At 74.7% G+C, this 12,255-nt stretch carries 11 protein-coding genes; 2 read left to right on the top strand and 9 right to left on the bottom strand.

Going from position 1 to position 12,255, the window contains the following annotated elements; translation table 11 throughout:
* Positions 1-27: 27 nt before the first annotated feature.
* From ACH4J0_RS03955 to ACH4J0_RS03935, 5 genes are all read right to left on the bottom strand, one after another.
* Complete coding sequence (locus ACH4J0_RS03955; protein ID WP_396236093.1) at positions 28-1,176, bottom strand: sigma-70 family RNA polymerase sigma factor; 1,149 nt, start codon at positions 1,174-1,176, stop codon at positions 28-30.
* A gap of 145 nt (positions 1,177-1,321) precedes the next feature.
* Positions 1,322-3,238, bottom strand: coding sequence for a DNA primase (gene dnaG, locus ACH4J0_RS03950; protein ID WP_396236092.1), 1,917 nt, complete (start codon positions 3,236-3,238; stop codon positions 1,322-1,324).
* Between the two features lie 96 nt (positions 3,239-3,334).
* Complete coding sequence (locus ACH4J0_RS03945) at positions 3,335-4,645, bottom strand: deoxyguanosinetriphosphate triphosphohydrolase (RefSeq protein WP_396236091.1); 1,311 nt, start codon at positions 4,643-4,645, stop codon at positions 3,335-3,337.
* Between the two features lie 148 nt (positions 4,646-4,793).
* Complete coding sequence (locus tag ACH4J0_RS03940; RefSeq protein ID WP_396236090.1) at positions 4,794-5,795, bottom strand: SGNH/GDSL hydrolase family protein; 1,002 nt, start codon at positions 5,793-5,795, stop codon at positions 4,794-4,796.
* Positions 5,796-5,932: 137 nt separating this feature from the next.
* Positions 5,933-6,877 carry a PAC2 family protein gene (locus tag ACH4J0_RS03935; RefSeq protein WP_396236089.1) on the bottom strand — a complete coding sequence of 315 codons (945 nt, stop codon included), beginning with the start codon at positions 6,875-6,877 and terminating at the stop codon, positions 5,933-5,935.
* Between the two features lie 675 nt (positions 6,878-7,552).
* Between ACH4J0_RS03935 and ACH4J0_RS03930 the strand changes: the two genes are divergently transcribed.
* Entirely contained in the window at positions 7,553-8,287 is a 735-nt protein-coding gene (locus ACH4J0_RS03930) for a GNAT family N-acetyltransferase (RefSeq protein ID WP_396236088.1), read from the top strand.
* Between the two features lie 4 nt (positions 8,288-8,291).
* Here ACH4J0_RS03930 and ACH4J0_RS03925 read toward each other — a convergent pair whose 3' ends face one another.
* Entirely contained in the window at positions 8,292-9,545 is a 1,254-nt protein-coding gene (locus tag ACH4J0_RS03925; protein ID WP_396236087.1) for an ADP-ribosylglycohydrolase family protein, read from the bottom strand.
* A 123-nt stretch (positions 9,546-9,668) separates the two neighbouring features.
* Here ACH4J0_RS03925 and ACH4J0_RS03920 point away from each other — a divergent pair, with 123 nt between their 5' ends.
* Positions 9,669-10,664, top strand: coding sequence for a hypothetical protein (locus ACH4J0_RS03920; protein WP_396236086.1), 996 nt, complete (start codon positions 9,669-9,671; stop codon positions 10,662-10,664).
* A gap of 13 nt (positions 10,665-10,677) precedes the next feature.
* Here ACH4J0_RS03920 and ACH4J0_RS03915 read toward each other — a convergent pair whose 3' ends face one another.
* The 3 genes from ACH4J0_RS03915 to ACH4J0_RS03905 all read right to left on the bottom strand — a co-directional run bounded on the left by ACH4J0_RS03915 (position 10,678) and on the right by ACH4J0_RS03905 (position 12,058).
* On the bottom strand, positions 10,678-10,989 hold the full coding sequence (locus ACH4J0_RS03915; protein ID WP_396236085.1) for a transcriptional regulator: 312 nt from the start codon (positions 10,987-10,989) through the stop codon (positions 10,678-10,680).
* The gene (locus ACH4J0_RS03910; protein WP_396236084.1) at positions 10,989-11,465 is read right to left on the bottom strand and encodes a hypothetical protein; all 477 of its coding nucleotides are present in this window, start codon (positions 11,463-11,465) and stop codon (positions 10,989-10,991) included. The genes ACH4J0_RS03915 and ACH4J0_RS03910 overlap by 1 nt, the downstream gene beginning before the upstream one ends.
* Before the next feature lie 80 nt (positions 11,466-11,545).
* Positions 11,546-12,058, bottom strand: coding sequence for a ribonuclease (locus ACH4J0_RS03905; RefSeq protein WP_396236083.1), 513 nt, complete (start codon positions 12,056-12,058; stop codon positions 11,546-11,548).
* Between the last annotated feature and the right edge of the window lie 197 nt (positions 12,059-12,255).

The raw sequence follows: 12,255 nt of genomic DNA, 5'->3' as shown, positions 1-12,255 counted from the left end.
CGCCGGGCGCGCGACGCCGGACAGGCCCTAGTCGAGGTAGCCGCGCAGCTGCGCGGAGTGGGCGTGGTCGCGGAGCTTGACCAGCGTCTTGGACTCGATCTGGCGGATCCGCTCCCTGGTCACGCCGAACACCGCGCCGATCTCCTCCAGGGTGCGCGGGCGGCCGTCGTCCAGCCCGTAGCGGAGCTGGACGACCTGGCGCTCCCGCTCGCCCAGGGTGGCCAGCACCGCGTCCAGGTGCTGGCGCAGCAGCAGGAAGGTCGCGGACTCGACGGGCGAGGCGGCGTCGGCGTCCTCGATCAGGTCGCCGAGCGCGATGTCGTCCTCCTCGCCGACCGGGGTGTGCAGCGAGATCGGCTCCTGGGCCAGCCGGAGCAGTTCGCGCACCCGCACCTCGGTGAGTTCCAGGGCGGTGGCGATGTCGGCCGGGGTCGGTTCCAGGCCGCGTTCCTGGAGCAGGACGCGCTGCACCCGGACCACCCGGTTGATCAGCTCGACCACGTGCACCGGCACCCGGATCGTCCGGGCCTGGTCGGCCAGCGCCCGGCTCATCGCCTGCCGGATCCACCAGGTCGCATAGGTCGAGAACTTGTAGCCGCGGGCGTAGTCGAACTTCTCCACCGCCCGGATCAGGCCGAGGTTGCCCTCCTGGATCAGGTCCAGCAGCGTCAGCCCGCGGCCGACGTAGCGCTTGGCGACGGACACCACCAGCCGCAGGTTCGCCTCGATCAGACGGCGCTTGGCGATCCGGCCGAGGACCACCAGGGTGTCCAGCTCGCGGGCCAGCGGGTCGGGCGGCGGCGGATCGCCGTCGAGCCGTTCCTCGGCGAACAGGCCGGCCTCGATCCGGGTGGCCAACTCGACCTCCTCGGCGGCGGTGAGGAGCCGGATCCGGCCGATTTCACGCAGGTACTGGCGCAGCAGGTCGGCGGCCGGGCCGCCGCCCTCGGAGGGCTCGGGCGGTCCGTCACCGCCGTCACCGGCCTCCGGGCCGGCCCCCGGGTCCGGACGGTCGGGGTGGCCCTCCGGCAGCTCCTGGGCGGGGATCCGCGCGCCGTCCGGGGGCGCGGACCCGGCCCGGCCGTGGTCCGTCTCCTGCTCCCCGGCCGGCGGCGCGGCGGGGTCGGTTCGTCTGGTGGCGGTGGTCGCTGCGGCAGGGCCTCGGTCCACGGACATCCCCTCGGGGCGGGCGCGACTCTGGCGGACCCGCGCTGTACGGAGGTGGGACGCCCTCCAGTGTGGGGTACGCCACGCTCCGTGGCCGAGACTCGTGCGCCGACTTTCTGCGCAGGACTTCCAGGGCTCACAGGCCCCACCGCGGCTACAGCGCCGCCGCGCCCCGGCTGCGGAGCTGCTGCCCGTACTGCTGGAGCTGCCACAGCTCGGTCTGCACCGCGTGCAGCTGCTCGGCGTCGGCCCGGTGGCCGAGCCGCTGGAGGTAGCCGCGGACCTCGGCGATCCGGCGGTCGACGGCCAGGAGGCGCAGCTTCACCAGGAACTCGCCCGCGTAGACCGCGTCCGCCTTGCGGAGCGAGCGCACCGGCTCGACGGTCAGCTCGGTCACCAGCGAGCGCACCTGGTCGTCCGGGGCCGCCTCGCGCACCGCACTGGTGAAGTCGGGCAGGGTCGCCCCGTACGCGGCGCCGCCGGCCTTGGCGATGGCCTGCCGGACGGCGGTGTACGGCGGGGTCGGGAACTCCTCGTCGCCGTAGTGGTCGAAGGCCGGGCTGACCAGGTCCGGGTGCTGGAGCGCCAGCTTGAGCAGCTCGCGCTCGACGAACTGGGCCGGGTCGCGCGGGTCGAGCCGGAAGGCGGGCCGGGCGGGGCGGGGTGCCGTGACGGGCTGCTCGGTGCGCCGCTGCTGGCCGTTGGCGCGGGGGTTCTGCTGCTTCTCCCGCTCCCAGCGGGCCAGCTGCGCGATCCGGCGGACCACGAACTGCTCGTCGCCGGGGTTGACGCCGAGCATGCCGGCCAGACGGATCGCGTAGCCGTGCCGGATCGACGGGTCCTTGATCTTGGCGACGATCAGGGCCGCCTCCTCCATGGCGGCGGCCTGCCCCTCCGGCGTCTCGACCCGGTGCTTCGACACCGCCGTGTTCAGCGCGAACTCGAACAGCGGGACCGGGTGGTCGATCAGCTGCCGGACCGCCTCGTCGCCCTGGGCCAGGCGCAGCTCGCAGGGGTCCATGCCGCCCGGGCTGACCGCGATGGAGGTCTTGGCGGCGAACTTCTGGTCGTCCTCGAAGGCGCGCAGGGCGGCCTTCTGGCCGGCCGCGTCGCCGTCGAAGGTGAAGACCGTCTCGCCCCGGTACTGCGAGGTGTCCATCAGCAGCCGGCGGATGATCTTGATGTGGTCCTCGGCGAAGGCGGTGCCGCAGGTGGCCACCGCCGAGGTGACCCCGGCCAGGTGGCAGGCCATCACGTCGGTGTAGCCCTCGACCACCACCGCGCGGCCCGACTTGGCGATCTCCTTCTTCGCCAGGTCGATGCCGTACAGCACGTGGGACTTCTTGTAGATCGGCGTCTCGGGGGTGTTCAGGTACTTCGGGCCGTTGTCGTCCTCGCGCAGCCGGCGGGCGCCGAAGCCGACCACCTCGCCCGCGATGTCCCGGATCGGCCACACCAGACGGCCCCGGAAGCGGTCGATCAGGCCGCCGCGCTGGCCCTGCGACGCCAGGCCGCCCTGGAGGATCTCCTTGTCGGTGAAGCCCTTGCCGCGCAGGAAGCGGACCAGGTGCTCCCACCCCGCGGGGGCGTAGCCGACGCCGAAGGCCTTGGCGGCCTCCTCGGCGAACCCGCGCTCCGCCAGGAAGCGGCGGCCGATCTCAGCCTCCGGCGAGGCCAGCTGCTCCTGGTACCAGGCCGCCGCCACCTTGTGCGCCTCGACCAGACGGGTGCGCTCGCCCTGCTGGTGGCGGGGGCTGTAGCCGCCCTCCTCATAGCGCAGGGTGATGCCGGCCTGGGCGGCCATCCGCTCGACGGCCTCGGCGAAGGTGAAGTGCTCGATCTTCATCAGGAAGGCGATGGTGTCGCCGTTCTCCTGACAGCCGAAGCAGTGGAAGACGCCCTTGGCGGGGTTGACGTAGAAGGAGGCCGACTTCTCGTCGTGGAAGGGGCACACGCCCTTGTACTCGCCGCCGCCACCGTTGGTCAGCTGTACGTAGTCGCCGACCACCGCGTCGATCGGCAGTGCGCTGCGCACCGCCTGTACGTCTTCGTCCCTGATCCGCCCGGCCACCCCGGAAGTCTACTGGGACGGCCGGGGTTTCCGGCCGCGCCGGGCCACCGCCGACCCGCCCCTCGGAGGTGACCTCGGTCTCCCCCGCCGGGGCGGCTACGCCCAGGCGGCGCCGACCAGTTTGGCGTGCAGGGCGAGGGCCGAGGCGTCCGTGAGGGTGGCGATCTGGTCGACGACCGTGCGGAGGGCGGCGCGGTCGTCCTCGGCCTCGTGGTACATCGCGGCGAACACCGGGTCCAGCCCCTCGGGGGCGCGCTGGGTCAGGACGTACGCCAGCTCGGCGATCACGATCCGCTGGCGGGCCCGCAGCTGGGCCTGCTCGTCGCGCATCATGACGAAGCGGACGGCGACGGCCTTGAGCACCGCGCACTCCAGCCGGACGTCCCTCGGCACCACCAGCTCGGCGGCGTAGCGGGTGAGCCGGCCGGGGCCGTAGCGGACCCGGGTGGCCTGCTCGGCGGCCAGGCAGAAGCGGCCGATCAGCTGGCTGGTGAGGTCCTTGAGCCCGGCCCGGGCGCGCGCCGTGCCGTCGTAGCTCCGCGGCCACCAGTCCTGGGCGAGCAGCCGGTCCAGTGCGGCGGCCAGCTCCTCCGGCTCGGCGTCCGGGGCGTAGCGCTCGGCGACCTTGAACAGTTCGGCGCGCTCGCTGGGGGCACGCAGCGCGGCCGGGTCGATGTGGCCGGCCTGGAGGCCGTCCTCGACGTCGTGGGTGGAGTAGGCCACGTCGTCGGACCAGTCCATGACGGTGGCCTCGAAGCACTTGCGCCCGGCCGGGGAGCCTGCCCGCAGCCAGCGGAAGACCGGCAGGTCGTCGGCGTAGACGCCGTACTTGGGCGAGGCCGGGTCGACGGGGTGGGCACCCTTGGTCCACGGGTACTTGGTGGCGGCGTCCAGGGCGGCCCTGGTCAGGTTGAGGCCGACGCTGCGGCCGGGCCAGGGGGCGAGCCGGGCGGCGGGCTGGTCGTCCTGGGGCGCGAAGCGCTTGGGTTCGAGCCGGGTCAGGATGCGCAGCGACTGGGCGTTGCCCTCGAAACCGCCGCAGGCCTCGGCGGCCTGGTCGAGGGCCTCCTCGCCGGTGTGGCCGAACGGCGGGTGGCCGATGTCGTGGGCCAGGCAGCCGGTCTCCACCAGGTCCGGGTCGCAGCCCAGGGCCGCGCCCAACTCCCGTCCGACCTGGGCGCATTCGAGCGAGTGGGTGAGCCGGGTGCGCGGGAAGTCGCTGCGCATCGGGGCGACCACCTGGGTGGTGCCGGCCAGGCGGCGCAGCGCGGCGGAGTGCAGCACCCGGGCGCGGTCGCGCTGGAACGCGGTGCGGCCGGGGCGCTTGTCCGGTTCGGGGACCCAGCGGGCCTCGGCGGCGTGGTCGTACGGGATCGGGGCGGCGAGGCGGTGCGTGGTGTCATCCATATGCGTCTCACGGTACGCCGCACCCCCGACACGCGGGGTGTACCGCGCACGAAGGGGTGCGCACCGGGGCGTGAACCGCGGGAGGCGCGCCGGTGTCCGCCCCCGCGAATCGCTCGTACTCGGACGGCCCCGTTCCGGACCCGCCCGGTCAGCCCCGGACGGCCTTCAGCACGACGCCGGCCACCCCCTCCTCCCCCTTGGCGTTGGGGTGAACCGGGGTGAGCCCGTGGGCCGGGAAGGGCGGCTCGATCCAGCGGGCGCCCTCCCCCGCGCACATGTCGTGCCCGGCCGAGGGCCCGGCGGTGTCCACGAACACCGCCCCGGCGGCCGCCGCCCGCTGCCTGAGCATCCCGTTGAGCTGCTGCTCCTTCTCGGTGAGGAAGCCGAGGTCCGCCGCCGCGATCGTGGTGCCCAGCACCGGCTGGCAGCTCACCGGGTCGGCCGGGAGCAGCGCCGGGTAGCCGACCACGTACACCCGGGCCTGCGGGGACCGGCGCCTGATCTCCTGGAGGACGTCGGCGACCTTCCCGCCGGCCTCGTCCACCCGGGCCCGCAGCTGGTCGGCGCCGCCGGAGGCGTAGTGCTCCCGGCAGGGAGCGGCCGAGCCGCCCTCGTCGACCAGGCCCTTCACCGCCTCCACCAGGGTGTCCTTGGCGCACTCGGTGAGGACCTGCATGAAGCCCGCGTCGTTGCCGCCGATGCCCAGGGTGACCAGCCGGGTGGCCGGGGTCAGCGCGTCCAGCTGGGCCGGGTTGGGCCCGCCGTCGGTCTGCTGCACGGCCTTCAGGTCCCCGGTGCGGGCGCCGCTGCAACTGACGTCCCGGAACTGCCCGGGCGCCAGGGCGAGCGCCTTCGCCACGAGGGAGGGGTAGTTGGCGCCGGAGCGGCCGCAGCCGCCCGGCTCGCCGACCTGGGGGTCGATCTTCGGCCCGGCGGTGTACGAGTCGCCGAGCGCCACGTACGGGCCGGTGGGCGGGGTGGTGGTCGGCGTCGGGGTGGCACCGGCCGGGGCGCGGCCGGGAAGCGCCCCCGCGAACCCCTGGTCCGAACCGTCCGAACCGCCCCCGCCGGTGCAGCCGGCCAGTCCGGCCAGCAGCAGGGCGGCGAGCCCGGCCGTCACGACGACGGTCGGGCGTGTGGTCCTCGGCATGGCATCCCCCCGGGGGCGCGAGTCACGGGCAGCTCCCTACGGCGGCCCGTCCCCCGGGCGCCGCCGTGTCCAACGTACGGGCGGCGCCGATGACTCCCGGGCCGGGGCTCCGTTCCGTAGCCGCCCGGCCCGGGCCGCTACTCGGCGCCGCGCTCGTGCTCGGCCAGGAACTCCTCGAAGCGGCGCCCCAGCTCGTCCGCCGAGGGCAGGTCGGCCGGCTCGGCCAGCAGGCTCTCCCGGCCCTCGGCGCCCGCCACCGCGTCGTACTGGCCCTCCATGCCGCGGATCGCCGAGCGCAACTCGCCGTCCCCCTGGGCCAGCTGCTCCTCGATGTCGGCGTACACCTCGCCGACCCGCTCGCGCAGCCGGGTGCCGGGCAGGACGAGTCCGGTGGCGGACTGCACCACCTCCAGGATCAGTACGGCGGCGGCCGGGTAGGCCGAACGGGCCACGTAGTGGGGGACGTGCACGGCGAAGCCCAGCACGTCGTGCCCGGCCTCGGCGAGCCGGTACTCCAGCAGCGCCTGGGCGCTGCCCGGGACCTGCGCCTGCTCGAACCACTGGGGGTAGCCCGGCGCGAGGTCGAGCCGGTTGCCGTGCGGCGTCAGGCCGACCGGGCGGGTGTGCGGCACACCCATCGGGATGCCGTGGAAGTCCAGGCTGAGCCGGACCTCGAAGCGCTCGACCAGCTCGCGGACGGCGCGCGCGAAACGCTCCCACTCGACGTCCGGCTCGGGGCCGGTGAGCAGCAGGAACGGGGCGCCGGCGGCGTCGCGGACCAGCTGGAGCAGGATCTCCGGCGGGTCGTAGGACGTCCAGTGGTCGTGGTCGAAGACCATCGCGGGGCGGCGGGCCCGGTAGTCCACCAGCCGGTCGTGGTCGAAGCGGGCCACCACCTGCGGCGAACCCGTCTCCAGCAGGTGGGCCACCACCTGGCCGCCGGCCTCGCCGGCGTCCATGAAGCCCTCGAAGTGGTGGAGCAGCACCAAGCCGGCGCCGGTGTCACGCAGCTCCGCGTTGGCCTCGGCCACTGCGGCCACGCCCCGCTCATCCAGCTCGTACAGCGCCTGGAAGTCTCGCACCGCGCACCCATCCCCGTTCTCTGCTCGTCCCGATCCGACCGGCTTCTCGTCCTCTCCAGCGTGCCGGGCCGCGCCGGAATTCCCGTTCCGGCCAACCGCTCGACGGGCGACCCGCCCGGCGACGCGGCCGGAGGCCGTCGCCGACCGCTCCGGACCATGATCGCACCCGAAGGAAAAGCCCCTGGTCACGGGTGTTCAACAGCCCGATCCCGGGCGCGCGGTGGTGACCCGCGCCGCCATTCGCGTGCCGCGAAGTGACGCACCGCGTTCTGGCGGGTATCGTCCTCTCGCTGCCTCGCATCGTCGCGTCGTCGTCACGTCGTCCGTAACGCCGTCGACCACGACCCGGATCGGTGCTCGGACAGCCACCCACGACGCATCTTGCCTTCACCTGGCCGCCTGCTTCCCTTCGCGCACTCGTTTCCTCCTCGGCCATTTCGCGGACGCACACTGTCCCCTCGCTCTTCCCGCCGGACCGGTCCGAGGACCCGTGTCCGTTCCGGCACCACGCGCCGCCCGTTCCGGGCCGCCGCCCCCCGCCCCGCCCGACCGGAATCCTCCGGCGCGCACGGGTACCCGGAGGCGGAAACCGGGCCGGGGCGAACAGTCCACCGCAGCCCGTGCCGCACCCCGGCGCGGACCGCGCCCTACGACCGATGAAGGACAGAGGGTTCCGTGCCAGCACCTGTCACCCTCACCGGCCGCACCGTGCGGCTGGAGCCCCTCGCCGCACACCATGCCGAGGCCATCGCCGAGGCCGGCGCCGAGGACCGTACGACCTACGCCTTCACCCCCGTCCCGCACGGCCTGGAAGCGGCTCGCGACTACGTCGCGCGAGCGCTCGCCGACCAGGCCGCGGGCCGGTCGATGCCGTTCGCGACGGTGAACGTCGCCGACGGCCGGGTGGTCGGCTCCACCCGGTTCCTGGAACTCGACTACTGGCAGGGCCCCCTGGTGTGGCCGCCCGCGCCCGGCGTGCCGTTCGGCGATCCGGCGACGGCCGTCCCGGACGCCGCCGAGATCGGCAACACCTGGCTCTCGCCGCGCGCCCAGGGCACCGGCATCAACACCGAGGCCAAGCTGCTGATGCTCCGGCACGCCTTCGAAACCTGGGGCGTGCAGCGGATCTCGCTGCGCGCCGACGCCCGCAACCTGCGTTCCCGGGCCGCCATCGAGCGGCTCGGCGCGACCTCCGAGGGCGTCCGCCGGGCGCACTCGCGCGGGCTGGACGGGGTGGTGCGCTCCACGGCGTTCTACTCGATCCTGGACTCCGAATGGCCCGCCGTCCGGGACATCATCGAGCTGCGGATCGCCGCCGCCACCTCGCCGAGCGCCCCGGATCCGGCGATCAACCAGGAGTGTCTTAGACAAGGCGGCAGCGGCACCGGGCAGCTGATGATCACGGCCTGAGGGATCACCGCAGGCCGTGGTCCCCGGCCACCGCGCGAAGGAGGCCTTCGGGGACCTCGTGCTCACCCGCGTAGTGCTTGGGGTACGCCTCGACCAGCGCGGACACCGGCCGCCAGCCGCCGCCCTCGGTCGGGGCGACCCGCACGCGCCAGATCTCGAAGCCGGTCCAGCTGCGGTGCAGGTACAGGACGCCCTCGGCGGTGTAGAACACCCACCGTCCGTCGATGTCCCCGGGGATCCGCCCGGACCTGACCCCTTGCCACTGCTCCTCGGTCCAGACGAGGTCCGGCACCGGGCAAGGGCGGGGCAGCCGCAGCGGTTTCAGGTACGAGTCGTCCGCGGGAGCCGCCCGAACGCTGCCGGGCTCGGGGAACGCCCAGTCGGGCAGCGGTTCACGGGCGGCCATCCAGCTCGCGGGGATGCCGTGGCTGCCGGTGTACGCGGCCACCACTCCCCCGGTGATCGCGGCCACAGTGTCCATGTCACCGCCGGCGGCGATCGCCTCCCGGACGGCCGCCCGGTAGTCGGTCAGCCGTCGGGCGGCGCACCACAGCGCGTACGGGACGGTGTCGACTGCTGAGGTCCGGCTGCCGTTGCCGAGTACGTGGGCGACCGCCCGCAGGTCCGGCTCGTCGACCAGCCGGATCGCTTCGGCGAGGGCCTCGCGCAGGGCGCCGTACGGAGTGAGCTCGACCACCGCCTCCAGGAAGGCCTCCGGCGTCATCGGCTCGGTCCGGGCCCGGACCGCGTACGCGGCCGCCACCGCGACCGCGATCGCCCCGTCCACCGCCTGCGGGTGGGTGTGGGTGATCACGGCGGTGTCCGCGGCGGGCCCGACCACGGCGGACGGGTCGTCCGCGTACGCCGCCCCCAGCGGAGCGACCCGCATCGCGGCGCCGTTGCCGTACGAGCCCTGGCCGTCGAAGAGACCGGCGGCCAGGGCCTTGGCGTCGCCGCCCTCGCGGACCAGTCGGAGCATCCGGTTGGCGGCCGGGCCGTAGCCGCGGTCGAAGTCGTGGCGGCGGGCGAAGGCGTGGGTGAGGTCGAAGGTGTCGATGGTGCCGCGTTCGCGCTGGGCGGCGTACACCGAGCAGGCCATCTCGGTGTCGTCGGTCCACGGCCAGGGGCCGGGCGGGTCGGTACGGGTGGTGAAGTGGGCCCGGGCGGTTTCCGGGACGAAGAACTGGGCGCCGAGGGCGTCACCGACGGAGAGGCCGTTGAGCGCGTCGAGCGCCGGGCCGTTGGGTTCGGTCATCATGTGGGACCAAGCTCAGCCGTCGACGGCCGTTCCGTCAACCACCGTGCCGTCAACCTCCGTTCCGGGCCGCCCCCGACGAGGGATGTTTCGCATACCGCCGATCCGGGCGGGCAGCACCCGGGTATGACCCGCGCGAACCCGCTCGACCCCGTCGTCCTGCTCGGCGCCGACCAGCAGCACATCGCCACCCGGGCGCAGCTGCGCCGCCTCGGTGTGCCCTCCGGCACGATCGCCCACCGGCTGCGGCCGGGCGGGCCCTGGCAGCAGGTGCTGCCGCGGGTCGTCTGCTTGAAGAGCGGAAGATTGACGTCGCATCAGAGGACGAGGGCCGCCCTGGCGTATGCGAGCCCGAAGGGACGGCAGCCGCAGCCCGGGGAGGTGCTGCTGACCGGCTTCGCGGTGCTGGCGGAGGCCGGATTGCCGAGCGCCGGGCACCCGGCCGACCTGGCCGAGGTCGATGTGCTGATCCCGACCCAACGCCGTTTGGGGGACCGGGAGTTCGTCCCGGTGCACCGGGCGTCCGGGGCGATGCCGGGCGGCTTCCAGCGGGACGACGGGCTGTGGAGCGCCACGGTCGCGCGGGCGCTGGCGGACGTGGCGCCGCAGGAGACCGGGCAGCGCCGGTTCCGGGCGCTGTGCGCCGAGGCGGTGCAGCGGCGGCACTGCGAACTCGGCGAGCTGCTCGACCAGTTGCTCGCCCGGCCGGGGGCGCTGGCCCTGCCGCAGGTGGCCCGGGTGGTGGAGGACCTGACCGCCGGGGTGCGCTCGGTGGTGGAGGGCGAGGCCCGCGAGGTGCTCGCCCACGCGGGCCTGCCGGAACCGCTGTGGAACCCGGTGCTGTTCCTGGACGGCCGGTTCCTCGCCGTGCCGGACGCGTACTGGCCACACTCCCGCGTGGCCCTGGAGATCGACTCCCGCGCCTACCACCTGCGCCCGACCGACCACGAACGCGGCCTGGCCCGTGCCAACCGCCTCACCGCCGCGGGCCTGCCGGTGGTGCGCACCACCCCGGTCCAGTTGCGGCGCGACCCGGCGCCGGTGCTGCACGAGCTGACCGCCCTGGTCACCACCGGCCCCCACGGCCCGCACGGGCGGATCAGCTGGCGGCGGCCCCGGTGAACCCGCAGGCCCCTCAGGCGTGCTGGGCCCCGGCCGCCTCGGCGGCGGCCACCAGTCGCTGGAGTTCGGCGAGGTGCGCGGCGAGCGCGGCGCGGCCCTCCCGGGTGGCGGCGAGCCAGGTGCGCGGGCGCTTGCCGACGTAGCCCTTCTTCACCGCCAGGTACCCGGCCTCCTCCAAGGCGGTGGCGGCCTTGCTGAGGACGGAGTCGGAGACCTCGCAGTGCTCCCGGACGGCGGCGAACTCCGCCTCCCGGCAGGCGCCGAGGAAGGCGAGCACGGTGAGCCGGGTGGCGTGCTGGAGCAGCGGGTCGAGGGCGGCGGGCATCAGCCGCCGGCCTTCCGCAGCTGCTCGATTCGGCGGTTGAGCGCGTTGTCCGCCACCCGGAAGACCGCTCCCCCGGCGGACCCGCCCGCCGCCCCGATCCACCCGGGACCGCCACCCGCCCACCAGGCGAGCGCCATGGCGCTCAGCATCGCCGCCAGCACGGAGAGGACGGTCAGCAGCACCGGGCCGCCCAGCCCGGACGGCGCCTCGCGCCGGACGACGCCGCCGCCGCGCATCCCGGCCCACCCGATCAGGCCGCTCAGTGCGCCCCAGGCGCCGCCGAGGATCCCGATCAGCCAGGCCTGTCCGGCCGCGACGGCCTGGCCGGTCGCGATCCCGAAGACGACGAAGCCGGCCGCCAGGGTCGGCCCGTACCAGCGGGGTGTGGGGCGCGGCCGCCGGGCGGCCGCGCCGGCCCGGTCGGCCAGTCGCAGCGCCTCGGCGGCGGGCAGGTCGGCAGGAATCGAGTCGCTCATGGCATCCCCCTCGAAGCGGTGGTGACTCCACCATGCCATCGACTTTCCGAACTGGAAAGTACTTTCCGTCAACTGCCGGTTCAGCAGCGCGGGTCGATCTCCTGGAAGGTCGCGTAGTGGTCCGGGGACCAGTACTGCTCGCCGGAGACGCCGGTGACGACCCGTCGGGTGCCGCGGTCGTCGGAGCCCGGGGTGACGACGGTGAACTCGTGGTAGTAGCCGTTGCCCTTCTTCGGCAGGCGGCTCTCGCGGTTCTCGAACACGATGCCGTCCCGGTTGTACGGGTACGGGCCGTTCTTGGCGATCAGGGAGAGGGTGTCCTGGGCCTGGCTGGGCAGCTTGGTGCGGCAGACGTCGGCCAGCGCCGGGTCGGCGGGCGTCCAGGCGCCGCTCGGGGCGGAGGCGCCGCCGGCGGGCGGGGACGGCTTGGGGGCCGAGGGCTTGGGGGCCGAGGTGCCCGCGGCGGCGGTGGAGCTCGCGGCAGCCCTGGGGTGGCCGCTGCCGCCCTTGCCGGCGAGCAGGTACCCGACCCCGGCGAGCACGGCCAGGATCAGGACGGCCACGAGGACGAGCGGGCTCTTGCTTCTGGTCATGCGGTCCAGCTTGGCAGGCGCCCGGGACCGGACAGCCGTGTCGCACCCATGACGGACGCCACACGAACGTACGGCCGGGGGGGGGGGGGGGGGGGGGGGGGGGGGGGGGCCCGGCGGGGGGGGGGGGGGGGGGGGGCGGGGGGGGGGGGCCGGGGGGGGCCCCCCCCGCGCCCGGGGGGGGGGGGGGGGGGCGGCCC

The sequence above is a fragment of the Kitasatospora sp. NPDC017646 genome (assembly GCF_044329365.1).
Taxonomy (GTDB): domain Bacteria; phylum Actinomycetota; class Actinomycetes; order Streptomycetales; family Streptomycetaceae; genus Kitasatospora.
The sequence above is the reverse complement of the archived record's forward strand: the minus strand, read 5'-3'. Positions and strand labels throughout refer to the sequence as shown.

Bases quoted from the DNA above. Each gene is read 5' to 3' on its own strand.
- ACH4J0_RS03955 (WP_396236093.1), bottom strand. From the start codon at position 1,176: ATGTCCGTGGACCGAGGCCCTGCCGCAGCGACCACCGCCACCAGACGA.
- ACH4J0_RS03945 (WP_396236091.1), bottom strand. From the start codon at position 4,645: ATGGATGACACCACGCACCGCCTCGCCGCCCCGATCCCGTACGACCAC.
- ACH4J0_RS03940 (WP_396236090.1), bottom strand. From the start codon at position 5,795: ATGCCGAGGACCACACGCCCGACCGTCGTCGTGACGGCCGGGCTCGCC.
- ACH4J0_RS03925 (WP_396236087.1), bottom strand. From the start codon at position 9,545: ATGATGACCGAACCCAACGGCCCGGCGCTCGACGCGCTCAACGGCCTC.
- ACH4J0_RS03920 (WP_396236086.1), top strand. From the start codon at position 9,669: ATGACCCGCGCGAACCCGCTCGACCCCGTCGTCCTGCTCGGCGCCGAC.
- ACH4J0_RS03915 (WP_396236085.1), bottom strand. From the start codon at position 10,989: ATGCCCGCCGCCCTCGACCCGCTGCTCCAGCACGCCACCCGGCTCACC.
- ACH4J0_RS03910 (WP_396236084.1), bottom strand. From the start codon at position 11,465: ATGAGCGACTCGATTCCTGCCGACCTGCCCGCCGCCGAGGCGCTGCGA.
- ACH4J0_RS03905 (WP_396236083.1), bottom strand. From the start codon at position 12,058: ATGACCAGAAGCAAGAGCCCGCTCGTCCTCGTGGCCGTCCTGATCCTG.